This window comes from Mesorhizobium sp. 01N446 (assembly GCF_056399285.1).
Window position 1 is genome coordinate 286,280 of the sequence record NZ_JBFTRA010000001.1, and the last position, 24,108, is coordinate 310,387.

22 protein-coding genes are annotated in these 24,108 nt (G+C 64.3%); 10 read left to right on the forward strand and 12 right to left on the reverse strand.

Features of this window, described 5'->3' with window-relative positions; all coding sequences use genetic code 11:
• Window positions 1–37: 37 nt before the first annotated feature.
• Window positions 38–508 (forward strand): VOC family protein, encoded by a 471-nt coding sequence (locus AC1DPX_RS01320; protein WP_477234051.1) that lies wholly within the window; start codon window positions 38–40, stop codon window positions 506–508.
• Window positions 509–675: 167 nt separating this feature from the next.
• On the opposite strand, the gene AC1DPX_RS01325 is transcribed toward AC1DPX_RS01320, so the two are convergent.
• The 3 genes from AC1DPX_RS01325 to AC1DPX_RS01335 form a co-directional block, all read right to left on the reverse strand.
• Complete coding sequence (locus tag AC1DPX_RS01325; RefSeq protein ID WP_477234053.1) at window positions 676–2,268, reverse strand: peptide chain release factor 3; 1,593 nt, start codon at window positions 2,266–2,268, stop codon at window positions 676–678.
• A 100-nt stretch (window positions 2,269–2,368) separates the two neighbouring features.
• Entirely contained in the window at window positions 2,369–3,295 is a 927-nt protein-coding gene (locus AC1DPX_RS01330) for a haloalkane dehalogenase (protein ID WP_477234055.1), read from the reverse strand.
• Entirely contained in the window at window positions 3,292–3,888 is a 597-nt protein-coding gene (locus AC1DPX_RS01335) for a TetR/AcrR family transcriptional regulator (RefSeq protein ID WP_477234057.1), read from the reverse strand. The genes AC1DPX_RS01330 and AC1DPX_RS01335 overlap by 4 nt, the downstream gene beginning before the upstream one ends.
• Window positions 3,889–4,015: 127 nt before the next feature.
• Here AC1DPX_RS01335 and AC1DPX_RS01340 point away from each other — a divergent pair, with 127 nt between their 5' ends.
• Window positions 4,016–5,089, forward strand: coding sequence for an NAD(P)/FAD-dependent oxidoreductase (locus AC1DPX_RS01340; protein WP_477234059.1), 1,074 nt, complete (start codon window positions 4,016–4,018; stop codon window positions 5,087–5,089).
• On the opposite strand, the gene AC1DPX_RS01345 is transcribed toward AC1DPX_RS01340, so the two are convergent.
• The 3 genes from AC1DPX_RS01345 to AC1DPX_RS01355 all read right to left on the reverse strand — a co-directional run bounded on the left by AC1DPX_RS01345 (window position 5,083) and on the right by AC1DPX_RS01355 (window position 7,843).
• Window positions 5,083–6,456: an amidase gene (locus AC1DPX_RS01345; protein WP_477234061.1), complete on the reverse strand. Its 1,374-nt coding sequence runs from the start codon at window positions 6,454–6,456 to the stop codon at window positions 5,083–5,085. The genes AC1DPX_RS01340 and AC1DPX_RS01345 overlap by 7 nt on opposite strands.
• Before the next feature lie 322 nt (window positions 6,457–6,778).
• A complete protein-coding gene (locus AC1DPX_RS01350) occupies window positions 6,779–7,579 on the reverse strand; it encodes a class II glutamine amidotransferase (RefSeq protein ID WP_477234063.1) in 801 nt (266 codons plus the stop codon).
• 15 nt (window positions 7,580–7,594) lie between these two features.
• Complete coding sequence (locus tag AC1DPX_RS01355) at window positions 7,595–7,843, reverse strand: DUF6356 family protein (protein ID WP_477234065.1); 249 nt, start codon at window positions 7,841–7,843, stop codon at window positions 7,595–7,597.
• 114 nt (window positions 7,844–7,957) lie between these two features.
• Between AC1DPX_RS01355 and AC1DPX_RS01360 the strand changes: the two genes are divergently transcribed.
• The 5 genes from AC1DPX_RS01360 to AC1DPX_RS01380 all read left to right on the forward strand — a co-directional run bounded on the left by AC1DPX_RS01360 (window position 7,958) and on the right by AC1DPX_RS01380 (window position 11,474).
• On the forward strand, window positions 7,958–8,428 hold the full coding sequence (locus AC1DPX_RS01360; protein WP_202356470.1) for an Lrp/AsnC family transcriptional regulator: 471 nt from the start codon (window positions 7,958–7,960) through the stop codon (window positions 8,426–8,428).
• Window positions 8,429–8,524: 96 nt separating this feature from the next.
• Window positions 8,525–9,010, forward strand: coding sequence for a dUTP diphosphatase (dut, locus tag AC1DPX_RS01365; RefSeq protein ID WP_477234067.1), 486 nt, complete (start codon window positions 8,525–8,527; stop codon window positions 9,008–9,010).
• Complete coding sequence (locus tag AC1DPX_RS01370; RefSeq protein ID WP_477234069.1) at window positions 9,010–9,669, forward strand: HAD family hydrolase; 660 nt, start codon at window positions 9,010–9,012, stop codon at window positions 9,667–9,669. Before dut ends, AC1DPX_RS01370 begins: the two co-directional genes overlap by 1 nt.
• Window positions 9,670–9,741: 72 nt before the next feature.
• Window positions 9,742–10,596: a hypothetical protein gene (locus AC1DPX_RS01375; protein ID WP_477234071.1), complete on the forward strand. Its 855-nt coding sequence runs from the start codon at window positions 9,742–9,744 to the stop codon at window positions 10,594–10,596.
• 74 nt (window positions 10,597–10,670) lie between these two features.
• Complete coding sequence (locus AC1DPX_RS01380; RefSeq protein WP_202356474.1) at window positions 10,671–11,474, forward strand: isocitrate lyase/PEP mutase family protein; 804 nt, start codon at window positions 10,671–10,673, stop codon at window positions 11,472–11,474.
• A 25-nt stretch (window positions 11,475–11,499) separates the two neighbouring features.
• Here AC1DPX_RS01380 and AC1DPX_RS01385 read toward each other — a convergent pair whose 3' ends face one another.
• Both AC1DPX_RS01385 and AC1DPX_RS01390 read right to left on the reverse strand, forming a co-directional pair.
• The gene (locus AC1DPX_RS01385; protein WP_477234073.1) at window positions 11,500–12,198 is read right to left on the reverse strand and encodes a sulfate transporter family protein; all 699 of its coding nucleotides are present in this window, start codon (window positions 12,196–12,198) and stop codon (window positions 11,500–11,502) included.
• Window positions 12,199–12,391: 193 nt separating this feature from the next.
• Window positions 12,392–13,294 (reverse strand): DMT family transporter, encoded by a 903-nt coding sequence (locus tag AC1DPX_RS01390; RefSeq protein ID WP_477234075.1) that lies wholly within the window; start codon window positions 13,292–13,294, stop codon window positions 12,392–12,394.
• 305 nt (window positions 13,295–13,599) lie between these two features.
• On the opposite strand from AC1DPX_RS01390, the gene AC1DPX_RS01395 reads away from it, so the two are divergent.
• Both AC1DPX_RS01395 and AC1DPX_RS01400 read left to right on the forward strand, forming a co-directional pair.
• Window positions 13,600–14,592 carry an adenosine kinase gene (locus AC1DPX_RS01395; RefSeq protein ID WP_477234077.1) on the forward strand — a complete coding sequence of 331 codons (993 nt, stop codon included), beginning with the start codon at window positions 13,600–13,602 and terminating at the stop codon, window positions 14,590–14,592.
• 389 nt (window positions 14,593–14,981) lie between these two features.
• Window positions 14,982–15,674, forward strand: coding sequence for an antitoxin Xre/MbcA/ParS-like domain-containing protein (locus AC1DPX_RS01400; RefSeq protein ID WP_477234080.1), 693 nt, complete (start codon window positions 14,982–14,984; stop codon window positions 15,672–15,674).
• A gap of 53 nt (window positions 15,675–15,727) precedes the next feature.
• On the opposite strand, the gene AC1DPX_RS01405 is transcribed toward AC1DPX_RS01400, so the two are convergent.
• Together AC1DPX_RS01405 and AC1DPX_RS01410 are read right to left on the reverse strand one after the other, a co-directional pair.
• Window positions 15,728–16,807: a GGDEF domain-containing protein gene (locus tag AC1DPX_RS01405; protein ID WP_477234082.1), complete on the reverse strand. Its 1,080-nt coding sequence runs from the start codon at window positions 16,805–16,807 to the stop codon at window positions 15,728–15,730.
• A 166-nt stretch (window positions 16,808–16,973) separates the two neighbouring features.
• Window positions 16,974–19,253, reverse strand: a complete 2,280-nt coding sequence (locus tag AC1DPX_RS01410; protein WP_202356480.1) for an NADP-dependent malic enzyme — start codon at window positions 19,251–19,253, stop codon at window positions 16,974–16,976.
• A gap of 214 nt (window positions 19,254–19,467) precedes the next feature.
• On the opposite strand from AC1DPX_RS01410, the gene mutS reads away from it, so the two are divergent.
• Window positions 19,468–22,197, forward strand: coding sequence for a DNA mismatch repair protein MutS (mutS, locus tag AC1DPX_RS01415; RefSeq protein ID WP_477234084.1), 2,730 nt, complete (start codon window positions 19,468–19,470; stop codon window positions 22,195–22,197).
• A gap of 543 nt (window positions 22,198–22,740) precedes the next feature.
• On the opposite strand, the gene AC1DPX_RS01420 is transcribed toward mutS, so the two are convergent.
• Both AC1DPX_RS01420 and copM read right to left on the reverse strand, forming a co-directional pair.
• Window positions 22,741–23,586 (reverse strand): aldo/keto reductase, encoded by an 846-nt coding sequence (locus AC1DPX_RS01420; RefSeq protein ID WP_477234086.1) that lies wholly within the window; start codon window positions 23,584–23,586, stop codon window positions 22,741–22,743.
• A gap of 89 nt (window positions 23,587–23,675) precedes the next feature.
• Window positions 23,676–24,068 (reverse strand): CopM family metallochaperone, encoded by a 393-nt coding sequence (copM, locus tag AC1DPX_RS01425; protein WP_477234088.1) that lies wholly within the window; start codon window positions 24,066–24,068, stop codon window positions 23,676–23,678.
• Window positions 24,069–24,108 lie beyond the last annotated feature (40 nt).

Below are 24,108 nucleotides of genomic sequence, written 5' to 3' on the forward strand. Positions count from 1 at the left end.
TCACCCAAGCAGCCAAAGAGAAAACAAGGAGCACGACATGCAAAAGATCACCACCTGCCTGTGGTTCAACGACCAGGCCGAAGAGGCGACGAATTTCTACGTCTCCATCTTCAAGAATTCGAAGGTGCTCAGCATGATGCGTTGGCCGAAGGGCCACGCCGATGAAGGCAAGGTGCTGGTGACGACGTTCGAGCTCGACGGCGTGCGGTTCCAGGCGCTCAACGGGGGACCGCAATTCAAGTTCAACGAGGCGATGTCACAGTCGATCGAATGCAAGACGCAGGAAGAGGTGGATTATTTCTGGGACAGGCTCCTCGAAGGTGGCGGCGAACCATCGCAATGCAGCTGGCTGAAGGACAGGTTCGGTGTTTCCTGGCAGGTCGTGCCGGAGCAGTTGCCGCGCCTGCTTCAGGATCCGGATAGGGCCAAGGCCAGCCGGGTGATGGATGCGATGATGCAGATGAGCAAGATCGACATTGCCAAGCTCGAAGCGGCAGCGAAGGGGTGAGAAGCGGTCCGCGTAGCGGACGAAAAGCCAATTGCTTGGCTTTTCGAGCTTCGAACGCCCGGAGCCTGCGAAGGGCCGGGGGCACATGATCCTTGAGGTCGGCGCCGCCCCTCATCCGCCCTTCGGGCACCTTCTCCCCGTGAACGGGGAGAAGGTAAAACTGGCACCTAAGCTGCCTTGTCGCGGACCTGATAGTCCTTGATCGTGGCGAAGCGGATCGCTTTCCAGCGTTCGGCTTCGTAGTTCAGCGAGAAGGCGTGCTGGGCCAAGAACACCGGGTCGTTGTCGAGGTCGCGGGCGATGTCGCCGCGATGCGCCTCGATGAAGCGAAGCGTCTCGGCCTTGTCGTCGGCCGAGATCCAGCGGCAGACCGAAAACCGCGACATTTCGAACTCGACGGGCAGCGTGTATTCGAAGTTCAGCCGCTCCTTCAACACGTCGAGCTGCAGGGCGCCGACGACGCCGACGATGGCCGGTGAGCCGTCCTCGGGCGAGAACAGCTGCACGACGCCTTCCTCGGCCATCTGGTGCAGCGCTTCCTTGAGTTTTTTCGCCTTCATCGCGTCGCCGAGGCGCACGCGCCGCAGGATTTCCGGCGCGAAGTTCGGCACGCCCCTGAAAAGAATCTCCTCGCCCTCGGTCAGCGTGTCGCCGATGCGCAGCGTGCCGTGGTTGGGAATGCCGACGACATCGCCGGCAAAGGCTTCATCCGCGGTGACGCGGGTGCGGGCGAAGAAGAATTGCGGCGCCGACAGGCTCATCGGCTTGCCGGTGCGCACCAGCTTGGCCTTCATGCCGCGCTCGAGCTTGCCCGAGCAGACGCGCACGAAAGCGATGCGGTCGCGGTGGTTGGGGTCCATGTTGGCCTGGATCTTGAAGACGAAGGAGGTCATCTTGTCCTCGGTCGCCTCGACCTTGCGGGTATCGGCCTCCTGCGCGCGCGGCGGCGGGCCGAAGGCGCCGAGCGCCTCGATCAGGTCGCGCACGCCGTAATTGCGCAGCGCCGAGCCGAAATAGACCGGCGTCAGATGGCCCTCGCGGAACGCGTCGATGTCGAGGGGTCTGCACGCTTCTCGCGCCAATTCCAGTTCCTCGATGAAGGCCTCGCGCTCGTTTTCCGGCAGCAGCCCGGCGACGCGGTTGGAATCGGGGCCGTTGACCGGCGTGCGCTCCTTCTCGTCGTCGCCCCTGCGCACCGCATTCAACGCCAGGTGGTAGGTGCCCGAGAATGTCTTGCCGCGGCCGATCGGCCAGGTGATGGGGGCAGTGTCCAGCGCCAGCTTCTGCTCGATCTCGTCGAGGATTTCGAACGGGTCGCGGCTTTCGCGGTCCATCTTGTTGACGAAGGTGATGATCGGGATGTCGCGCAGCCGGCAGACCTCGAAGAGTTTCAGCGTGCGCGGCTCGATGCCCTTGGCGGCGTCGATGACCATGACGGCGCTATCGACCGCCGACAGGGTGCGGTAGGTGTCGTCGGCGAAATCCTCGTGGCCGGGCGTGTCGAGCAGGTTGAAGACATTGTCCTCATACTCGAAGGTCATCACCGAGGTGACGACGGAGATGCCACGCTCGCGCTCGATCTTCATCCAGTCGGAGCGCGTCTGGATCTTGTCCTTCTTGGCCTTGACCTCACCGGCAAGCTGGATGGCGCCGCCGAACAGCAGCAGCTTTTCGGTGAGCGTCGTCTTGCCGGCGTCCGGGTGCGCGATGATCGCGAAGGTGCGGCGGCGCGCCACTTCCTCTGGTATTGTTTCGGGCATTCTCTGGGATTTCCGTGTGACAGGCCGGGCTTCTAGCAGCGTAGTGCCGGGCTGTCGACCGGTCCGGCGGCGCGGACGCCGCTGGATGCCATGGCTTGCCTCAGGCCAGTTCGCCCGTCCGGTTCGCCAAAACGACCTCCGGAAGCCAGCCGGCGATGGCGCTGCCGATCGCGTCGGCATGATCCTCCTGCAGATAGTGCGCACCGGGCCCGAGATTGATGAACCGGCAGTTCTTCAGCCCGGCCGCGAATTCTTGCGCGGCCTGCGGCCCGATCAGCGCACCGGGATCACCCGCGAACAGCAGTTTCGGATAGGTGGACAGAAGCAGCGCGCGATGGTCGTGCGCGCTGATGGCGGCAACGTCGGCGGGCTGGCCCTCGATCGGCATTTCCCGGGGCAGGCGCAGTACCGGCTTGCGCGATTGCGGCGTCGGGAACGGCGCCCGGTACGCGTCCATTTCCTCGTTGCTCATCGTGCGCAGCACCGAGGCCGGCAGCACTTTCTCGACGAAGACATTGTCTTCCAGGACGAGCTTTTCGCCGACACCGGGCGTGCGCAGCGCCTTGAACATTTCGCGGGCTTGCGGGCGCTGGTGGAAATCCTCCCAGCGCGCGAACGGCCGGATGAATTCCATGAAGGCGAGGCCGAGGACGCACCGCGGCCGCCGCGCCGCGAGATGGAAGGCCAGGGCAGTGCCCCAATCCTGCGCGACCAGCACCACGTCACCGATATCGAGCGCGTCGAGGAAGGCATCGAGATAGCGGACCTGGTCGAAGAAGCGATAGTCGATGTCGGGCTTGCCGGACTGGCCGTAGCCGATCAGGTCAGGCGCGACGCAGCGGCCAAAAGGCGCGACATGCGGAATGATGTTGCGCCAGATATAGGACGAGGTCGGGTTGCCGTGCAGGAACAGCACGGTCGGGCCGGACGCTCCCGCCTCGACATAGGACATGGTCGAATCGAGTACGGGAACCTGCGAACGTCTCGCCGCGAGGTCGGCCTGTTGATCGTCGGCTTTCGAGTTCATGGGGTCGCTTCCTTTGCGAACACTGTGCTGAAGATGATTTTCTTGAACCGCTCGAGCGGTTCGGGGCTGCGCTCGACCTTCATGCGCAACATGGCGCCTTGCCACGACGACAGCAGGAAGTCGGCGAGGTCCTCGGCCTCGAAGGTCTTGGCGATGTCGCCGGCCGCCTGGCCTTCGGCGATGCAGGCGGCGAATGGCTGGCGCCAGCGCTCGAAAATGGCGACGAGTTGCAAACGCAACAGCTCGCTGTGCACGGCGGTCTCGAGGCTGAGATTGCCGATCATGCAGCCGCGCGCCCAGTCATGCGCCTCGAGCTTCGAGGTGATGACGTCGAGATAGCGGCGCAGCCTGCCGATGGGCGGTGTGCCGTCTTTCGCCAGCGCCGCCTCGACCAGCCCACTGACATAGGTGAAGTAACGGTCCAGCACTTCGCCGGCGAACGCCTCCTTGGAGGCGAAATGGTTGGTGAAGGATCCCGGCCGGGCATCGGCGGCGGCAACGATGTCGCGCACGACGGCGGCGGCATAGCCTGAGTTCCAAAGGGTCTGGAAACCAGCGTCGAGAAGTTTTTCGCGGAGTGATTGTCTAGCCATGCCGAAATAATACGTACGTACGTATTGATGTCAAGCGCATATTTTTGCCGTGTCCGATGTTGGCAAGCGACGAACGCGGTGGCACTGCAAGAGCGTCCTCGGCGGACCACCGGATAAAGGAGCGAACATGGCAGATGCGAAACAAGTGATCGTCATCGGCGCCGGCATCATCGGCGCCTCCATCGCCTGGCATCTGACCAAAGCAGGCGCTGAGGTGACGGTCGTTTCCGAAAGCGGCGCGGGCGGCGTCGCGACGCCCAATTCCTTTGCCTGGATCAACGCCAGCTGGGGCAACCCCAAGGTCTATTTCCGGCTGCGCACCCGCGCCATGGCCGAATGGAAAAGGCTGGCGAACGAGCTGCCCGGGCTGCCGGTCGCCTGGTGCGGCGGGCTGTGCTGGGACCTGCCGGCCGGCCGGCTCGAGGCCTATGCGGCCGAACATTCTTCATGGGGCTACGGCATCGAACGCGTTGACGCCAAGCGGGCGGCGCAAATCGAACCAAACCTCGTCGAGCCTCCTGAATTCGCCGTTTATGTCGCGGAGGAAGGCGTCGCCGAGCCGGTTGCGACGGCCAGGGCCCTGCTGGCGGATGCCGAGCGGCATGGCGCTCGGGTCGTTGCCAGCACGGTCTCGGCATTGACGCAGACCCACGGCAGAGTCACGGGCGTGGACACACCGCATGGGCTGATTGCCGCCGACGAAGTGGTGATCGCGGCTGGCGCCGGCTCGCCCGACATTGCCGCGACGGCTGGCATCAGGCTGCCTATCGAGACGCCACCTGGGCTGATCGTCCATTCGCGGCCGTACAAAAAGCTGCTCAACGGCCTCGCGCACGCCGAGAGGCTGCATATGCGCCAGACGGCCGAGGGCCGCATCATCGCCGGCTCGGATTTCGCCGGCGGCGATCCCGGTATGGACGCCGAAGCGACCGCCCAAGCGCTGTTCGCGGTCACGAAGGCAGCATTGCGCGGCGCCGAGGGGCTGGAACTCGATTTCCACACCATCGGCTACCGCCCCAATCCGATCGACGGTTTCCCGATCATCGGCCGCGCCGAGGGCTTGGACGGCCTCTATGTCGCGGTCATGCATTCCGGCATCACGCTGGCGCCGGCCATCGGCCTGTTCGCCACAAGGGAAATCCTCGACGGCGAGCGCGACCCGCTGCTGGCGCCCTATGGGTTGTCGCGCTTTGCTCAGTAAGCCGGTGGGCGGCGAAAGCCGCCGGTGAGCGGCTCGACGGCCGCCGCGACAGCCAGCAGGTGCGCCTCAGACCAGCGTTTGCCGACCAGTTGCAGACCGATCGGCAAGCCGTCGCGATCCTGTCCGCACGGCATCGAGAGCGCCGGATGGCAGCTGTAATTGAAGACGGCGCCATAGGCCGGCAGCATCCAATAGTTTTGCTCCTTGCCGTCGACCTTGATCGGCGTCCCCGGCGCGCAATGCGGGAAGGCCGTGGTCATGGCGACCGGGCAAAACAGCGCGTCCCATTCGTCGAAGAACCGGTCCCAGGCCAGAATGGATCGGTCGCGACGGGCGAGCGCTTGGAACCAGCACGAGACCGGTGTTGGCCGCTCCGGCGGCTGGGGTTGGGCGGCCTCCATCATCATGCCGATCAGCGCGCCGCCCTGGGCGAGATCGTCGCACAGGTCGAGCCTGGGCAGTTTCGCCGGCTCCACGATGGCCCCAGCCGATTGCAGCTGCCTCGCGAGGTTTTCCACCGCGACGCTGATATCACCGGCCACCGGGACGCCGGGGAAGGACGGCGCGAAGGCGATGCGCAGGGTCTTCAGATCGAGCTTCGGCGTGGTCTCGACCGGCACCGGCGGCAGATCGGTGTCGCGCCCGTCAGGCCCGGCGATGATCTGATAGATCAGGGATAGATCGTCCACGCCGCGCGCCAGCGGCCCGAGGCAGGACATCAGCCGCACGCTGCGCGCGGCATCGCCAGGATTTGGGAAGGCGCCGGCCAGCGAGACGCGGTGTTCGGTCGGCTTCAGGCCGTAGACGCCGCAGAAGGCGGCCGGCAGCCGGATCGAATCCTGCATGTCGGTGCCGACATCGAACGGCGTCATGCCACCCGCGACCGCCGCCGCGGCACCGCCGCTGGAGCCACCGGCGGTGCGCTCAAGATTCCAGGGATTGCTGGTGCGGCCGAACAGCGGGTTGTTCGACTGCCAGTCCGACAACATGGTGGGGACATTGGTCTTGGCCATCAGGATGCCGCCGGCCGCCTTCAGCCGTGCAACGACGGGACTGTCATGGCTGGCGACATAGCCGGCGAAGGGTGGGAAGCCGACCGTGGTTTTCATGCCTGCGGTTTCGTGCGTGTCCTTCAGCGTGAAGGGAACGCCGTGCAGCGGTCCGGCCGCCTCACCGCGCGCGAGTGCCGCGTCGGCTTTTTTGGCGCGTTCGTAGGCGCCCTCCCTGTCGAGCGAGATGACGGCGTTGATCGCGTCGTTGTGGCTGTCGATCTGCGCCAGATGAGCGTCGAGTGCTTCGACGGCGGAGATTTTGCGGTTGCGAATCGCGGCAGCGAGTTCGGTTGTCGAGGAGAAAGCGATGTCCATGATCAAAGGCTCCCGACTTGGCCGCACTTGCCTGGAAAATGGTGGGCAGCGGCGCGACTTCAAGCGGAGTTGAGCATTTGAAGCTCAGTGGTACTTGATCGAAATTGCGCCGACCGTCTGTTGAAGTCGGCGCTCTACGGCGCCCCCCTCTGTCCTGCCGGACATCTCCCCCACGGGTGGGAAGATCGGCAGCTTCGGCGCCTCGCTCTTCCTGCGACGTTGAAAATTGGCGAAGGCCGCGATGACAGCCAATCTCCCCTCGTGGGGGAGATGTCCGGCAGGACAGGGGGGCGCTGGCCCGCGGCGTCGCCCCAATTTGCAATTAGACTGCCAGCGCCAGCTTTGCCGCCGCCGGAGCAAACGGACGGATGGCAATGCCATCCCCGGTCATCGTGACGAAGCTCGAGGGCGGGATCGCCTGCCAATCACCGCCTTCGCGGTCGAACGGCTCGGAAACGATGCAGCGGCCGCCGCCTTTACGCAGGATAGAGGTGTAGAGCGTCGGCGCATGAGCGTCGGTGGCGTAGCGCACCGCGTGCAGCGCCTGCCCGTCCGAGAAGGCGGCGGTGAGTTTCAGGGCCGGTTCGAGGCCGGCGCGGCGTGAGGCTTCGAGCACGCGGCTGGTGGCGCGCGACACCGCGCCTTGCGGGTCGCCGGCCAGGCCCTCGTCGATCATCAGGAGAAAAAACAGTTCGGAATCGGTGGTGCCCTCGCGCTGGTCGAAGACGGCGTCGGACAGCGAGTTTTCCAGCGCGCGGCGGATCTTTTCGAAGCCGCCGATCTGGCCGTTGTGCATGAACGACCAGGGGCCGGAGATGAAGGGATGGCAGTTCATGCGGCTGGTGGCGCCGCCGGTCGAGGCCCGCACATGGGCGAGGAACAGGCCGGATTTGATCTGCCGGCACAGGCTCTTCAGATTGGGATCGGACCAGGCCGGCAGGATGTCGCGGTAGAGGCCAGGCTCCGGCCGGTCGCCATACCAGGCAAGGCCGAAACCGTCGCCATTGGTCGGCGACTTGGCTTCCTGGGCGCAATGGCTCTGGGCGATCAGCGAGTGGCAGGGCGCCGTCAGAATGTCTTCGAGAAAGACCGCTTCACCGAGATAGGCCGCCCACCGGCACATTGCTTCCGTCGTCCTCTAGGCGCGATCTGGAAGAGCCGCCGGCTCCTTGGTCGCGTGTGTGCCTCTGTTGTGCGTCCGCTCGTAAAGCTCGCGAACGATTCGGCTGGCGGTAGTCTCGAAGAGAAATGGCAAGAAAGCGTGAACGAGGGCGGCGCCGGCCGCCATCAGCAGGCGCGAGGAGAACCAGGCGGCAAAGGCCATATGGCTGAAATAGGTTTCGCCGACCTTGGCGGGATGAGAAGTGAAGATGCTTGCGACCGACATTGAGGTCCCCCTTCAGCGCTTGCGTTCCGATATGAGTATCCTGACACGCTTCGCCGGTTCATCGGTCTCAAAATGTCCTTGTGTTTTGCCATTTCATGGGACAAACATCCCAATATGGCACTGGATATTGATGAAATAGACCGAAAACTGCTTGCCGAATTGCAACGCGACGGCACCTTGTCGGTCGACCAGCTGTCGGAACGGGTGGCCCTGTCGCGCAATGCCTGCTGGCGGCGCGTCAAACGACTGGAGGAGGACGGCGTCATCACCGGCCGCGTGGCGCTGGTCGATGCCGACAAGCTCGGACTTGGCCTTTCTGTGTTCATCCTGATCCGTACGTCCAACCATGATCCCGACTGGCTGCAAAAATTTCGCGCCGCGGTGACCGGCCTTCCCGAGATCACCGGCGTCTACCGCATGTCCGGCGACCTCGACTATGTCCTGCGCGCCCGCGTCGCCGACGTGAAAGCCTACGACCGGCTCTACCAGCGGCTGATCGCCAAGGTGGCGCTGTCCGACGTGTCGGCCTCCTTCGTCATGGAGGAGATCAAGGAGACCACGGTTGTCCCGATGGAAGTGCGCTAAAGCGTGCCCAGGCCATAGTGATGCCTGAAAGAAAGCCGTTGATAGGCTTGCGGGCGAATTGACCGAATCGGCAATCGCGCCGATAGGATCGATTTTATGCGCGCAGCCCTCCAAAACTCCTCCGTCATCGGCCCGACTGTCGGCTTCGTCAGATTGCCGCACGCCGAAGGTCTACCCCTCCCCGCCTACGAAAGCGCCGGCGCCGCCGGCATGGATCTTCGCGCGGCGGTGCCCGACGACCGGCCGCTGCTGATCCTGCCGGGCAAACGCGCCTTGGTGCCGACCGGGCTGATCCTGGAAATCCCCGAAGGTATGGAAGGCCAGGTGCGGCCGCGCTCCGGCCTGGCTTTCAAGCATGGCCTTACCGTCCTCAATTCCCCTGGAACGGTCGACAGCGACTATCGCGGCGAGGTGAAGGTGCTGCTGGTCAATCTTGGCGACGAGGATTTTGCGGTGACGCGGGGCACGCGCATCGCCCAGATCGTTTTCGCTGCCGTGACGCAGGTGACCGTCGAAGAGCGTTCGCTGGCCGGCGGCACGGCGCGTGGCTCGGGCGGGTTCGGATCGACCGGCACAGCCTGATGCCCATACCCAACCTTGTGATCTTCGACTGCGACGGGATCCTCGTCGACACCGAAAATCTCGCCAACCGACGCCTTGCCGAATGGCTGAGCGCTGCCGGCTATCCGACGAACTTCGAATATTGCCGCAAGAACTTCTCCGGCCGCAGCATGGCGTCGGTGCAGAAGGAGATCGAGGAGACGACCGAGGTTCGACTCGGCGCCGATTTCGTCGAACGCTGGAACGCCGGCCTGCCGGACCTGTTTTCCCATGGCGTCGAGGCAATCCCCTATGTGCGGGAGTTCATCGAGGCGGTTCGGGCGGCCGGCATCCCCTATTGCGTCGCCACTTCGGCCAGGATTTCGAAGATGCACATCACGCTTGGCCAGACCGGGCTGTTGCCGCTGTTCGAACATGCCATGTTTTCCTCGACCATGGTCGGGCGCGGCAAGCCGTTCCCGGACCTGTTCCTGCATGCGGCCAAGACCATGGGCTTCGCGCCCGCGGACTGCATCGTCATCGAGGACAGCGTCGCCGGCACGCAGGCCGGGATCGCCGCCGGCATGCGGGTGTTTTCCTATCACGGCGATCCCTATTCCGACCGCGACGGCCTGATCCAGGCCGGCGGCATCCTGTTCGACGACATGCGCGAACTGGCCGGGCTGGTTCCGATCCACTGATCCGGTTCCGGCACGGCTGCACGATGCTTGGACCCGTGCTAGCGTGAGTGGCCTGATCCTTGGGGGGCGCTCATGCCAACGAACTTTTTACGCATCATCCTTGCCGTGATGCTGCTGCCGTTCCTGTGGAACGCGGCCGGCGCCCAAGCCGTCAGCTTTCCGGATCTGGGCGGCGCCCTGCCCGGCCGCAGCGATGTGACCTATCTTGACCTGGCCAAGATGGTCATCCCGAGCCTCGCCGCGAACGGGGACGGCTTCTACAAGGGCGGATTGCCGATCGAGATGCGCCACATCGAGGGACCGGATAGCGGCGGTTCGCCGCCCGAGACGACAAGCCTGCCCAATGCCGCGGTGCTTCCCATCAGGGCCGGCGGCAAGGACCGGCTGGCCATGCTTTTCGACCTTGGCGATTCTCCCGACAGCGCCGAGGGCTATGCGGTGCTGGCGCTCTACGACGTCACGGCCAAGCCGAAACTGCTCGATGCGGCCAATGTCGCGGTCGACCGCAGCACCTATTTCCGCGAACCGAACAAGCTATCGATCGGCGCCGGCGACGACATGCTCATCACCATGAGCACGCATTTCAATTCGAGCCAGGGCTACGTGATCACGCCGCTGATCATGGTGCGTGACGACAAATTCGAGCTGATCGACATGATCTACACGTTCGACGAAAGGCTCTGCGCATACAGCCGCAAGCAGGACATGGCTTTCCAGACCATCGCCGACGGCCAGCCCTATGCCGCCGTCAAGGTGACGGTGACCGACAGCACGGTGCCGAGCGATGAGAGCTGCGACGACGCGCCACCCGATGCGGCGTCACACGACATTTCCGTCACCTATCACTGGCACAAGAAGACATCGCGCTACGTGAAGGATTCCGATGCGTTCGAGAAATTGGCAGGAGAGAACGAGAAACGCTTCTGAACCAACCGCATTCGTTTGCCCGACCGCAGACAGCGCGATAGCATCCGCCCCTACACTCGTGATGGGGAGCATTCATGGACAAGGGCAAGATCTTTCGCGACCTGCATGCCTCGACCTTCGTCATGCCCAATCCCTGGGATCCGGGCACGACCAAGCTGCTCGGATCCTTCGGCTTCAAGGCGCTGGCGACGACCAGCGCCGGCTTTGCCTTTTCGCGCGGCCTGCCAGACGGCGCGGTGACCTTCGAGCAGATGATCCATCACTGCCGCGAGGTGACGGCGGCGACCGATCTGCCCGTCTCTGCAGATTTGGAGAAAGGCAAGGGCGACAGCGCCGAGCGGGCTGCCGAAACCATTTTCGCGGCGGAAGCGGCCGGTCTTGCCGGCTGCTCGATCGAGGACCACACCGGTGACCCGGACAGGCCGATCTACGATTTCTCCCATGCGGTCGAGCGCGTCGCGGCGGCGGTGGAGGCCGCGCGAGCCCTCAAACGCGATTTCGTCTTCACGGCGCGGGCCGAGAATTTCCTGTGGGGCAAGTCCGATCTGGACGACACCATCAAGCGGCTGCAAGCCTTCGAGAAGGCCGGCGCCGACGTGCTCTACGCGCCCGGTATCGGCGATATCGAGATGGTGCGCACGCTCTGCTCGGCTGTCAGCAAGCCGGTCAACGTCATGGCGAAACCGGGCTTCACCATCGCCGATCTCTCAATGGCTGGCGTCAAGCGCATTTCGCTCGGGCCGTGGCTGACCAACTTCGCCTACGGCATGCTGGAGACGGCGGCCCGCGAAATCCAGCAGGACGGCACGTTCGGCTTCACCCGCGCCGCCATGCCGTTCGGCAAATTGCAAGCGCTGTACGGCAAATCCTCAGCCTAAAGGGCCGACTGCATGACACTTGCGGTCACCGGCGGCTTTCCCGCGCGCTGATCGCCTTGTGCAGATGGACCATCATGGCGGCGGCGAAGAGCGGCGTCAGCAGATTGAGCAGCGGCACGGCCAGGAAGGCCGCGATGACCAGCCCGGCGAGAAACACCGTGCCGGCATACTGCCGGCGCAGGGCTCTGGCTTGGTCCTCCGGGCGAAAGCGCATGGCGGCGAATTCGAAGAATTCACGCCCGAGCAGATAGCCGTTGACGATGAAGAAGGCGGCGATGTTGATGCCCGGCACCAGCAGCAGCAGGAGCGCCACGATGTTGCCTGCTATGACGACGCCGAAGAATTTGATCGCCAGCACCAGCGAGCGCAACGCCGGCATGGGGCGCCCGACCGGGTCGCGGGGATAGTCGGTGCGCTCGACCACTTCGGCGACATCGTCGAGGAACAGGCCGGCGATGACAGCCGTGACCGGCGCGATGAGCAGCGCCATGCCGAAGGCCAGCGCGATTGCCGCGATGATGCCCCCCAGCCAGCCGGCCCATGTCGGTATGCCGGGCAACAAGGCCTGGAGCCACGGCAGGGCCAGCCACTCGACAAGGCTGGTCAGGCCGAACCACAAGGCGACCAGCGCCAGCACGGTCAGGCCCAGCGTCTTGAGGAACACGGCACGAAACGGCGGCGAGAGCAGTTCGAGGACCGCAATGCGGGCAGCTTCGAAAATCACCGTGTTTCAACCCCAGGTCAGCGGACGCCGCCGGAAGGCGGACGCTCCCGACATAGGCAGCGCGGGTCGCGAACACAAGTAAATCGGGGCGGCTAGAGCAATTCCAGGAAAAGTGTGAGCGGTTTTCCGTCCGGAATTGCGTCAAAACAAAGAGTTAGAGTGGTTCGCCGTTTCCATGAAACGGTGAAACACTCTAACGAGCGAACGCCGGCTTGCGGACCGGAATGGTCATGGCCGCGACACCGGCCACGACGAAGGCCATCCCAAGCCATGCCGTCGGCCCCAGGCTTTCGCCGAGGAAGACGGCGCCGATGCCGACGCCGATCGGCACGCGCAGATAGGCCTGCGAGGTCGTACCGACCGATCCCAGCGTGTGGATGAGGCGGAAATAGATGACGAAGGCGAGCGCGGTCGAGAACACCGACAAGCCAAGCAGGGCGAGGATCGACGCCGTCGACGGCGCGAGCGTCCAGGGCTGGTCGACCATCAGGCTGAGCGGCACCAAAATGACGGCGCCACAGAGCATCGAGCCTGCCGCTGGCAGCATCGGATCGAGACCCTTGAAGCCACGGCCGAAAATGGCGGCGCCGGCATAGCAGATCGTCGCCGCGACGATGGCGACCTGCGCCCACAATTCGTGGCCGATGCCACCCAGCGCCTCGGTGCCGACGATGAGGCAGATGCCGGCTATGCCGGCGCCGACACCGATGAGTTTGCGCACCGTGACCGGCTCGTGGCGGGTGATGAGCGCGGTGAGCAGGAAGGTGAAGATCGGTGAGGTCGCGTTGAGGATGGTGGCGAGCCCCGCATCGACCGAGCGTTCGGCCGCGGCGATCAGCGTGAAAGGTATGACGCTGTTGAGGCAGGCCTGGAAGGCAAAGCGGCGCCAGGTGGCGGCATCGCGCGGCATGGCGAGCCCGCGCCAGCGGATGATGGCGAACAGGATACCGCCGGCGATCAAGGTGCGGGCGGCGATGAAGGTGACCGGCGGGATCGTCTCGACGCCGATCTTGATGAAAGTGTAGGAGGCGCCCCACAGCACAGCCAGCACGCCGAGCAATGCCAGGTCGATTGTCGTGTCGTTCTTTGCGGACATGGGAACTGGCTCGCCCTTGATAGGTGATCGGCAGAGCCAGCTTGTAAGCGACAGCCAGACGAAATGCTTCGTCCACGGTCGAATTGTCGTAGCGCCTGGCGTGTCGCGCTCCAGGGCGTTTCGCACTTCAGGTCAGGCCGGCATCACCTGAATGTCAACATGCCCTAGGCAAAGCCGCCGCGAATCGCTAAACCCGCGCCCGGCCAGCGTGGCAAGAAGCCGGCTCTCTCTTTGTACGCAATTCCGAACGGAAAACCGCTACGCACTTTTCCTGGAATTGCTTTAGGTTTTTGATGGAGACATTGATGCCGGATTATGACGTGCTTTGCATCGGCAATGCCATTGTCGACATCATCGCCCAATGCGAGGAGGAATTCCTCGAAACCAACGGCATCATCAAAGGCGCGATGAACCTCATCGACACGCACCGCGCCGAACTGCTCTACAGCCGCATGGGCCCGGCAATCGAAGCCTCCGGCGGCAGCGCCGGCAACACGGCGGCCGGCGTCGCCTCCTTCGGCGGACGCGCCGCCTTCTTCGGCAAGGTCTCCAACGATGCGCTGGGCGAAATCTACGCGCACGACATCCATGCGCAGGGCGTCGCCTTCGACACCAAGCCGCTCCAGGGCGAGCCACCGACCGCACGCTCGATGATCTTCGTCACGCCCGACGGCGAACGCTCGATGAACACCTATCTCGGCGCCTGCGTCGAGCTCGGGCCGGAAGATGTCGAGGCCGACAAGGCATCGGGCGCCAAGGTCACCTATTTCGAGGGCTATCTTTGGGACCCGCCGCGCGCCAAGGAAGCGATCCGGCAGACGGCCAGGCTGGCGCACGCCGCAGGCCGCGAAGTGTCGATGACGCTGTCGGACTCGTTCTGCGTCGACCGCTACCGCGACGAATTCCTCGACCTGATGCGTTCGGGCACGGTCGACATCGTCTTTGCCAACAGCCACGAGATCAAGTCGCTCTACCAGACTTCATCCTTCGACGAGGCGCTGGCCAAGATCCGCAAGGACTGCAGAATAGCCGCCGTCACGCGCTCGGAAAGAGGCTCGGTCATCGTGCGTGGCGACGAGACCGTGGTCATCCAGGCCACCGCCATCCGGGAGCTGGTCGACACGACGGGCGCCGGCGATCTCTACGCCGCCGGTTTCCTGCACGGCTACACGCAAGGCCGCGACCTCAAGACCTGCGGCGACCTCGGCTCACTGGCCGCCGGCCTGGTGATCCAGCAGATCGGCCCAAGGCCGAGGCAGAATTTGCGCCGCGAGGCGGAACTGGCCGGATTGCTGTAACGCTTTTCCGCCGCCGTTGCGGCAACTGCTGCGAGGCTCCCCCTCATCCGGCCGCTTCGCGGCCACCTTCTCCCCATTGGGGAGAAGAGGAAAGCGCCGGCGCCGGCAGTCTCCTCTCCCCTTGGGGAGAGGTCGCCCGAAGCGAAGCGGAGGGCGGGTGAGGGTGACCCACCGTCGCGCAGTTGTCACATATCGCTCCTACACGAAATCGAGAGCCTCCCGTGACTGACATTTCGGGGCGCCTGCAGACGGATGGGATGTTGAAAAGATGCAAGACAGCAAGCTGTCGGGCGGCGCGATTTGTTGCCGCCATGATTTCCGTTTTCCGCACTAGACATTCAGCAATCGGCCGCGGCTGAGGGAGGAGCACGCAGCCGGAAGACAGATGCATGAGCAGATTTCAGACAACCGGTCTTGGACAGGACGACTTCGCGGAGATGGTCGCGGAGGATGTCGAGCGCGCGCTTGCCCATTATGACGAGGCCATAAACCAGTCCACCGTGGTCTCGGTCGGCAAGATCGCCGGCAGCATAGCATCCGCCGTCACCTTGCTGTCGCCAAAGCACCAGCGCGCCATCGACGCCATTCATGCCGACCTTCCCGGTCTCGCCTCGAAATTCGTGCGCGCTCTGGCGGCGGAAGCCGCGCGCCGCAGCGAAGCCGGCGCCATGGATATGCCGATGGTTTTGCCGGCCGATGAAACGCTTGCCGCGCCGCCACGGTCCGACGATCTCGAATCGATGCTGATCGAGGACTGGGCCGGCCGCGTCGCCGGCTCGACCTATCTGGAAGAAAACCTGCAGATTGCCCGCTCGACCTTGCACCGCTGGCAAAGGCGCGGCGATGTCATCGCCTTGCGCAAGGGCGGCCGCAAGCACGTCTTCCCGCTGGCGCAATTCGTCGACGGCCGGCCGGTCGCGGGCATAAGCGACGTGCAGTCGCTGATCGGCAATCCGAGGCTCGCCTGGCTGTGGCTGACGCGCCCGGCAGCACAACTCGACGGCCGCATTCCGATCGATCTGTTGCGGCAGGACCAGATCAGTGAAGTCGTCGAAGCGGCACGTGCGTTCGCACCGGGCTGAAGCGGCGCGGTCAACCCTTGGATTTCGGAGCCGGCTCGAGTTCGCGCCGATAGCTACGCCGTCTTGCGGAGGCGAGGCCGGGACGAAGGCTGTTGCGGCGCCATTTCGCTGGCAGTGACCAGCCGGTTTCGGCCGCTCTTCTTGCCGATGTACATCAGCCGGTCGGCGAGGGCGATCAGCGCTTCGGAGTCGGCGGCTTCCGCCGGATACATGGCCACGCCGACGGTGCAGCCGACCTGGATGGCGCCGTTGGGCGTGGGAACCTTGATCCGCAACCTTTCCAGGATGCGTTCGGCGACGCGCACGGCCTTCTGCTGGGCCAGCTCGGTGTCGGCCGAGAACAGGAAAGCGAATTCGTCGCCGCCGAGCCGGGCGACGAAATCGGCGCTACGCAGGATCGAGCGAAGCTGGCTCGACACGCGCTGCAGCAGCGCATCGCCGGCCTCGTGGCCGAGCGTGTCGTTGACTTCCTTGAACCGGTCGAGATCGATGAACAAAAGCCCGGCCGCCTCGCCCGTGGCGCCGCAGCGGGCGACCACCGATTTGAGCTCGTTGTGGAACGCGCGCCGGTTGGGCAGGTCGGTCAAGGCATCGTGGTTGGCCGAATGGTCGCTCTGCTGCTTGGCCACCTCGATCTCGCGCTTTTGCGCGGACAATTCCTCGTTGGCGGTCTTCAGGTCGAGGACCAGCTGGGCGTTGAGGTCCTCGACCACCTTGCGGTCGCTGATGTCGACGACGAAACCTTCCAGGAATTCGAGCTCACCGGCCTCGTCCCAGACACCGCCACCGATCTCGCGGACCCAGAGCGGCTCGCCGGCCCTCGGCACGATGCGGTAGTCGACGTTCCAGTTGCAGCGCGCCTCGAGCGCGGCGTCGACGGCGGCATAGACCGACGGCAGGTCATCCGGGTGGATGGCCGAGACATAGTCGCGCACCGCATTGTGAATGAAATCGCTTGGCCGATAGCCGCTGACGGTGAAAATGCCGTCGCTGATATAGAGCATGGTGTAGGACGCGTCGTTACGGCAGCGGTAGAGATAACCGTCCATGCGGCCGGTGATGCTGAGCAAGGCGTCCAGCCGCTCGTCGTGGTAGGCGCGCTCGCCGACCACGGAAACTCCGTCATGCTTCATGGCCGCACCCCCATTTAGCGGTCTGAGCGCGCCGTGGATGCCGTTACGGCATGTCGGCAAGAGCTTCCCTATATCAGCCGAATCTTATCAATGTCTTATGGGGTGGGGCGGCGGCGTTTGAGCGCCGCCGTGTTGGAACAGCCGGATCGTTGGCTTGCGCCTTCCCTCAAGTCCCCGCCGTATAGGCCGCAATCGCCGCCATGTTGACGATGTCGCTATCCTTCGCGTTCAGCGACACGATCTGCACCGGCTTGTTCAGCCCGACCAGCAGCGGGCCGATCACCGTCGAGCCGCCGAGTTCCTGCAGCATCTTGGTCGAGATCGAAGCCGAGTGGAAGGCCGGCATGATCAGCACATTGGCCGGACCGGTGAGGCGGATGAACGGGTACTGCGCCATGGCCCGCGCATTGAGCGCGACGTCGGCGGCCATTTCGCCGTCATACTCGAAATCGACGCGGCGCTTGTCGAGGATACGCACGGCCTCCTGGACGCGCTCGGAGCGCTCGCCTTGCGGGTGGCCGAAGGTGGAATAGGCGAGCATGGCGAGCCTGGGCTCATAGCCCATGCGGCGGGCAAAGCCTGCCGCCTCCTCGGCGATGTCGGCGATCTGCTCGGCGTTCGGCATGTCGTGCACGGCGGTGTCGGCCACGAGCACCGTCTTGCCCCGCGCCAGCACGATCGAGACGCCGATGACGCGATGGCCGGGCTTGGCGTCGATGACGCGGCGGATATCGTCGAGCGCGGTGGAATAGTTGCGCGTCACGCCGGTGACGATGCCATCGGCATCGCCCAGCGCCACCATGCAGGCGGCAAAGTGGTTGCGGTCGTTGTTGATCAGCCGCTGGCAATCGCGGAACAGGAAGCCTTTGCGCTGCATGCGCTCGTAGAGATAGTCAGTGTAGATGCCGTTGCGGCGCGACAGCCTTGCATTGATGATCTCGATGCCTTGCTTGTTGAGGTCGATGCCGGCGTGCTTGGCGTTTTCCTTGATGATGTCGTCGCGGCCGAGCAGGATGGCGGTGCCGAGCTTCTGGTTCACATAGGAGACGGCGGCGCGCATCACCTGCTCTTCCTCGCCCTCGGCGAAGACGATACGCTTGGGCTGGCGGCGCACGCGGTCGTAGATGCGCTGCAAGGTGGAGGCGATCGGATCGCGGCGGGCCGACAGCTCCTGCGCATAACGGTCGAGGTCGAGGATCGGCTTGCGGGCGACGCCGGACTCCATCGCCGCCTTGGCCACCGCCAGCGGAATGGCCGAGATCAGGCGCGGGTCGAACGGCACCGGGATGATGTAATTGGGGCCGAATTTCGGGCGGTTGCCCTGATAGGCCGCCGCGACGTCGTCGGGCACGTCCTGGCGCGCCAGTTCGGCGAGCGCTTTGGCCGCGGCGATCTTCATGTCGTCATTGATGGTGGTGGCCCGCACATCCAGCGCGCCGCGGAAGATGTAGGGGAAGCCCAGCACATTGTTGACCTGGTTCGGATAGTCCGAACGGCCGGTCGCCATGATGGCGTCGGTGCGTATTTCGGCGACTTCCTCCGGCGTGATTTCCGGATCGGGATTGGCCATGGCGAAGATGATCGGATTCTTGGCCATCGACTGCACCATGGCGGTGGTCAGCGCACCCTTGGCCGAGAGGCCGAGGAAGACATCGGCGCCGTCGAGCGCCTCGGCAAGGCTGCGCGTGTCGGTCTTGACCGCATGCGCCGACTTCCACTGGTTCATGCCTTCGGTGCGGCCCTGATAGACCACGCCCTTGGTGTCGCACAGGATGATGTTTTCCGGCGCGAAGCCCATCGCTTTCATCAGCTCGATGCAGGCGATGCCGGCGGCACCGGCGCCGTTGCAGACCATTTTCGTCGTCTTCATGTCGCGGCCGGTGATTTCCAGCGCATTGATCAGGCCGGCGGCCGAGATGATGGCGGTGCCGTGCTGGTCATCATGGAAGACCGGGATGTCCATCAGTTCGCGCAGGCGCTGCTCGATGATGAAGCATTCCGGCGCCTTGATGTCTTCCAGGTTGATGCCGCCGAAGGAAGGCCCGAGGAAGCGCACGCAATTGATGAATTCGTCGGCGTCCTCGGTGTCGACCTCGAGATCGATGGAATCGACATCGGCGAAGCGCTTGAACAGCACCGCCTTGCCTTCCATCACGGGCTTCGAGGCCAGCGCGCCGAGATTGCCGAGGCCGAGGATGGCGGTGCCGTTTGAGATGACGGCCACCATGTTGCCGCGCGTCGTATAGTCGAAGGCGCGGCTCGGGTCCTCGGCGATGGCGCGCACCGGCACGGCGACACCCGGCGAATAGGCGAGGCTCAGGTCGCGCTGCGTCGTCATCGGCTTGGTGGCGACGATCTCCAGCTTGCCGGGCCGGCCCATCGCGTGGAATTCGAGCGCTTCCTGCGCGCTGACGGACGGACCGTTGTTCTCGGTTTTCCTGGCCATGATGCTTTTGATTTCCTCGCCGATGCAGCACCTCCTTGAGGCGGGGTGCTTTGTTTCGGTCCGAATTAAGACCACGCGCCGCCGCGTGTAAACCGCCAGCGCGCGGGAATCGCAGGCCGATGGCAATTGCATACAAACGATCGCCTCGGTCTTCCCCTGCTTTTCGAAGCCCCGGCATTAAATCCGGCCGCCACATCTGCTAGCGTGCCGCGCCATGAACATGCACATAGCCAATGAGCCCGACGCCCCCGAGGTGATGACGGCGCCGCAGCCCGGCGCTGCTGTGACGCCGATGATGGAGCAGTTCATCGAGATCAAGGCGGCGAATCCGGATTCGCTGCTGTTCTACCGCATGGGCGATTTCTACGAGCTGTTCTTCGACGACGCCGAAAAGGCGAGCCGGGCGCTGGGCATCGTGCTCACCAAGCGCGGCAAGCACCAGGGCCATGACATTCCGATGTGCGGCGTGCCGGTGCACGCGGCCGACGACTATCTGCAGAAGCTGATCGGCCAGGGATTCCGCGTCGCCGTTTGCGAGCAGATCGAGGATCCGGCCGAAGCCAAGAAGCGCGGCTCCAAATCGGTGGTGCGCCGCGACGTGGTGCGGCTGGTGACGCCGGGCACCATCACCGAAGACAAATTGCTGGCGCCGTCGGAATCGAGCTTCCTGATGGCGCTCGGGCGGGTGAAGGGCGGCAGCGACCAAAGCTTCGCGATTGCCTGGATCGACATCTCGACCGGCGCCTTCCGCGTCGCCGAGACCACCGCCGACCGGCTGCTCGCCGACATCTTCCGCGTCGATCCGCGCGAGCTGATCGTCGCCGAGCCGGTTTTCCACGATCCGGAGCTGAGGCCGGTGTTCGACGTGCTCGGCCGCGTCGCCAACCCGCAGCCGCCGTCGCTGTTCGATTCGGCGTCGGCCACCGGGCGCATCGCCCGGTTCTTCGAGGTGGCGACGCCGGACAGCTTTGGCACGTTTTCGCGCGCCGAACTGTCGGCGATCTCGGGCGCCATCGCCTATGTCGAGAAGACGCAAAAGGCCGAGCGCCCGCCTTTGTCGCGGCCCGAGCGCGAGGAGCAGGGCTCGACCCTGTCCATCGATCCGGCGACGCGCGGCAATCTCGAACTTTTACGCACGCTGTCCGGCAGCCGCGAGGGTTCGCTGTTCAAGGCGATCGACCGCACGGTGACCGGCGGTGGCGCCAGGCTGCTTGCCGACCGGCTGATGGCGCCGCTGACCGACCCGGCGGCGATCGGCGCGCGGCTGGACTCGGTGTCCTTCTTCCGCTCCGAAACCCGGCTGTGCCAGGCGGTGCGGACGAGCCTGAAGAGCGTCGCCGACATGCCGCGTGCGCTGTCGCGGCTGGCGCTCAACCGCGGCGGCCCGCGCGACCTCGGCGCACTGCGCGCCGGCTTCGAGGCGGCCAGCGCCATCGTTGAAATCTTCGCCGCGACCGCCCTGCCACAGGAATTGGCTGATGCGATGGCCGCCATCCAGGCGCTGCCCCAGGCGCTTGCCCGGCATCTGACGCAGGCGCTGGGCGAGGAACTGCCGCTGTTGAAGCGCGACGGCGGTTTCGTCCGTGGCGGGTACCATCCGGAACTCGACGAGATGCGGGCGCTGCGCGACGAATCGCGAAAAGTGATCGCCGGGCTGGAGCGCTCGCTGATCGAGGAGACCGGCATCCGCTCGCTGAAAATCCGGCACAACAATGTGCTGGGTTACTACATCGAAGTGACCGCCAACCACCACGCGATCATGACCGGCAGCGATGGCGCCAAGGCGCGCTTCATCCACCGCCAGACCATGGCCAACGCCATGCGCTTCACCACGACCGAGCTTGCTGAGCTCGAGACCAAGATCGCCAATGCCGCCGACCGGGCGCTCAGCATCGAACTCGCCGCCTTCGATGCGCTGACGGCGGAAGCGGTCGGCGAGGCGGAAAAGATCCGTGCCGGCGCCGACGCGCTCGCAGCGATCGATGTCTCGGCGGCGCTGGCGCTGCTTTCGGAAAGCGAAGCCTGGTGCCGGCCGGTGGTGGATTCCAGCCTTGCCTTCGAGATATCAGGCGGCCGGCATCCGGTGGTCGAGCAGGCGTTGCGCCGCTCCGGCGAAGGGCCGTTCGTCGCCAATGATTGCGACCTGTCGCCGGAAGGAAGCGCCAAGAACGGCGCGATCTGGCTGCTGACCGGCCCGAACATGGGCGGTAAATCGACGTTTCTTAGGCAAAACGCGCTGATCGCCATCCTGGCCCAGACCGGCTCCTTCGTGCCGGCGGCATCGGCCCATATCGGCGTCGTCGACCGGCTGTTCTCGCGCGTCGGCGCCTCGGACGATCTGGCGCGCGGCCGATCGACCTTCATGGTCGAGATGGTCGAGACGGCGGCGATCCTCAACCAGGCCGGCGAACGGGCGCTGGTGATCCTCGACGAGATCGGCCGCGGCACCGCCACCTTCGACGGCCTGTCGATCGCCTGGGCGGCGGTCGAATATCTGCATGAGAAGAACCGCTGCCGGGCGATCTTCGCCACCCATTTCCACGAAATGACCTCGCTCGCCGGCAAGCTGGCGCGGCTGCACAACGTCACCATGCGGGTCAAGGAATGGGAAGGCGACGTCGTCTTCCTGCATGAGGTCGGCAAGGGTGCCGCCGACCGCTCCTATGGCGTCCAGGTGGCGCGGCTGGCCGGCCTGCCGGAAGCGGTGGTCGACCGCGCCAAGCAGGTGCTGCACCAGCTGGAGGAAGGCGAGGTTTCCGGCAAGACCAACCGGCTGGTCGACGACCTGCCGCTGTTTTCGGTAGCGGTGAAGCGGGAGGCTGCGAAGCCGGTGAAGAGCGACGCGCTGGGCGCCGCCCTTGGCGACATCAACCCGGACGAGATGACGCCACGGGAAGCGCTGGAAGCGCTCTACCGGCTGAAGGGGCTAATCGGCAGCCAATGAGAAAAAGTCTCAGACCAAAGGGATTTAAGGCGCCGTCAGTCTTGATAGTTTAGTATTTCTTCACAAGAGATCATAATCTCTTTCACGTTCTTTACCGACAAAATGTGAGTCCTGCTTACTTCATCTGCCATATACATGAAAAGGATGCGACCCTCTCCATCCATTTCGTTTACGACACTTATCGATGCATAATTCGTGTTTCCTATGTCGTATAGGTTTTCTGTTTTTAAAAAATTGTACCCGTATTTTTTGAAGACAGACCTGATAATGCGTTTCAGCACAGCAGCGCTCCTGACAGATAGGCAGGCAGATTTAGCCTTCAGCCGAGCAGTGGACAAGAACCCTCGACGAGAGGCGACAAAATCATATCACGCTATTCGACTTGACGCAGAAGCGAGGTCGCCGGCTTCCTTAAGCGCAAATGGGCGCGAGTTCGACCACCGGCTGAAGGGGTTGGGCGGGAAATAATTTTTAACATCCGCGCGCCGGCGCCGAAACCGCCAATCCCCCCCCTCGTGGGGGAGATTGGCAGCTTCATCGCTGTCAGATCATCTCCAGGCCGCGCTTGCGTGTCGGCGGCGGAAAGGCGTGGTCGAGGTCGGCGACGTCCTGCGGCGTAAGCTCGATGTCGAGTGCGGCGACATTCTGACGGACGTGTTCCTGGCTGCTGGCCTTTGGGATGGCGATGATGCCGTCCTGGTGCATCACCCAGGCCAAGGCGATTTGCGCAGGGGTGGCATTGTGGCGGGCGGCGACGGCATTGAGCCTGGCATTGCGCGCCAGCGCGCCCTGCTCGACCGGCGAATAGGCCATCAGCGGGATGCCGCGCTTGCGGCTCCAGGGCGCCAGATCGAATTCGAGGCCGCGCCTGACCAGATTGTAGAGCACCTGATTGGTCTGGACGTTGCCGCCATCTGGCAAGCCGGCCAGGTCTTCCATCTCGTCGGTGTCGAAATTGCTGACGCCCCAATGGCGGATCTTGCCGGCCTTCTTCAAGGCTTCGAAGGCTTCGACCGTCTCCACCAGAGGCACGCTGCCGGGCCAATGCAAGAGATAGAGATCGATGCGGTCGGTGCGCAGGCGCTTGAGGCTGTTCTCGCAGGCGCGTTGCACACCCGCGCGCGACGCGTTCGATGGCAGAACTTTCGAGACCACGAAGACCTCGGCGCGGCGCCCGGCAATGGCTTCCGCCACCACTTCCTCTGCGCCGCCGCTGGCATACATTTCGGCGGTGTCGATCAATGTGATGCCAAGATCGAGGCCGAGTTTGAGAGCGTTGACCTCATCGGCGCGGCGACGCGAATCCTCACCCATCTTCCACGTGCCCTGGCCGAGCACCTGAACGGCTTCGCCAGAGGGCAGCGTGGTGGTTCTGATGGTGGATGGCATGGCAGGCTCCGTTCGAGGTCGGATCGCATCACTGGGCGGGCGAGAAATCCGGAGGGGTTCTCACCCAAATCTGCCCGTTGCGAAAGGGCTCATTTCACCGGATGCGCTGCAAGCCAGTCCTGCATCTGCTTGATCTCGGCTTCCTGCGCGGCGATGACGCCTTCGGCGAGCTTGCGGATTTCCGGGTCCTTGCCGTTGGCAAGCTCGACCTTGGCCATGTCGATGGCGCCCTGATGGTGCGGGATCATGCCCCTGACAAAATCGACATCGGCATTGCCGGTGTATTGCGACGCCATCATGTCGGCATGCATCTTGTCCATCGCCGCCTTGTAGCCCTCGGTCGAGGGGCTGGTCGCATCCATCGACATGCCAGCCATGTCGTGTTTCATCTCTTCGCTCTGCGCCGGAACGCTTTCGAGGAAGACGGCGAGCAGCATTCCGGCCGCCATCAGCAAAAGCACGAGTTTCTTGGCAAAGGTCATCCATGGTCTCCTGTTGTTTGGGTTTCGTATTTGGGGGTTT

What these genes read in the sequence shown, in the direction of transcription:
- AC1DPX_RS01320 (WP_477234051.1), top strand. Translation starts at nt 38, where the DNA reads ATGCAAAAGATCACCACCTGCCTGTGGTTCAACGACCAGGCCGAAGAG.
- AC1DPX_RS01325 (WP_477234053.1), bottom strand. Translation starts at nt 2,268, where the DNA reads ATGCCCGAAACAATACCAGAGGAAGTGGCGCGCCGCCGCACCTTCGCG.
- AC1DPX_RS01330 (WP_477234055.1), bottom strand. Translation starts at nt 3,295, where the DNA reads ATGAACTCGAAAGCCGACGATCAACAGGCCGACCTCGCGGCGAGACGT.
- AC1DPX_RS01335 (WP_477234057.1), bottom strand. Translation starts at nt 3,888, where the DNA reads ATGGCTAGACAATCACTCCGCGAAAAACTTCTCGACGCTGGTTTCCAG.
- AC1DPX_RS01340 (WP_477234059.1), top strand. Translation starts at nt 4,016, where the DNA reads ATGGCAGATGCGAAACAAGTGATCGTCATCGGCGCCGGCATCATCGGC.
- AC1DPX_RS01345 (WP_477234061.1), bottom strand. Translation starts at nt 6,456, where the DNA reads ATGGACATCGCTTTCTCCTCGACAACCGAACTCGCTGCCGCGATTCGC.
- AC1DPX_RS01350 (WP_477234063.1), bottom strand. Translation starts at nt 7,579, where the DNA reads ATGTGCCGGTGGGCGGCCTATCTCGGTGAAGCGGTCTTTCTCGAAGAC.
- AC1DPX_RS01355 (WP_477234065.1), bottom strand. Translation starts at nt 7,843, where the DNA reads ATGTCGGTCGCAAGCATCTTCACTTCTCATCCCGCCAAGGTCGGCGAA.
- AC1DPX_RS01360 (WP_202356470.1), top strand. Translation starts at nt 7,958, where the DNA reads ATGGCACTGGATATTGATGAAATAGACCGAAAACTGCTTGCCGAATTG.
- dut (WP_477234067.1), top strand. Translation starts at nt 8,525, where the DNA reads ATGCGCGCAGCCCTCCAAAACTCCTCCGTCATCGGCCCGACTGTCGGC.
- AC1DPX_RS01370 (WP_477234069.1), top strand. Translation starts at nt 9,010, where the DNA reads ATGCCCATACCCAACCTTGTGATCTTCGACTGCGACGGGATCCTCGTC.
- AC1DPX_RS01375 (WP_477234071.1), top strand. Translation starts at nt 9,742, where the DNA reads ATGCCAACGAACTTTTTACGCATCATCCTTGCCGTGATGCTGCTGCCG.
- AC1DPX_RS01380 (WP_202356474.1), top strand. Translation starts at nt 10,671, where the DNA reads ATGGACAAGGGCAAGATCTTTCGCGACCTGCATGCCTCGACCTTCGTC.
- AC1DPX_RS01390 (WP_477234075.1), bottom strand. Translation starts at nt 13,294, where the DNA reads ATGTCCGCAAAGAACGACACGACAATCGACCTGGCATTGCTCGGCGTG.
- AC1DPX_RS01395 (WP_477234077.1), top strand. Translation starts at nt 13,600, where the DNA reads ATGCCGGATTATGACGTGCTTTGCATCGGCAATGCCATTGTCGACATC.
- AC1DPX_RS01400 (WP_477234080.1), top strand. Translation starts at nt 14,982, where the DNA reads ATGAGCAGATTTCAGACAACCGGTCTTGGACAGGACGACTTCGCGGAG.
- AC1DPX_RS01405 (WP_477234082.1), bottom strand. Translation starts at nt 16,807, where the DNA reads ATGAAGCATGACGGAGTTTCCGTGGTCGGCGAGCGCGCCTACCACGAC.
- AC1DPX_RS01410 (WP_202356480.1), bottom strand. Translation starts at nt 19,253, where the DNA reads ATGGCCAGGAAAACCGAGAACAACGGTCCGTCCGTCAGCGCGCAGGAA.
- mutS (WP_477234084.1), top strand. Translation starts at nt 19,468, where the DNA reads ATGAACATGCACATAGCCAATGAGCCCGACGCCCCCGAGGTGATGACG.
- AC1DPX_RS01420 (WP_477234086.1), bottom strand. Translation starts at nt 23,586, where the DNA reads ATGCCATCCACCATCAGAACCACCACGCTGCCCTCTGGCGAAGCCGTT.
- copM (WP_477234088.1), bottom strand. Translation starts at nt 24,068, where the DNA reads ATGACCTTTGCCAAGAAACTCGTGCTTTTGCTGATGGCGGCCGGAATG.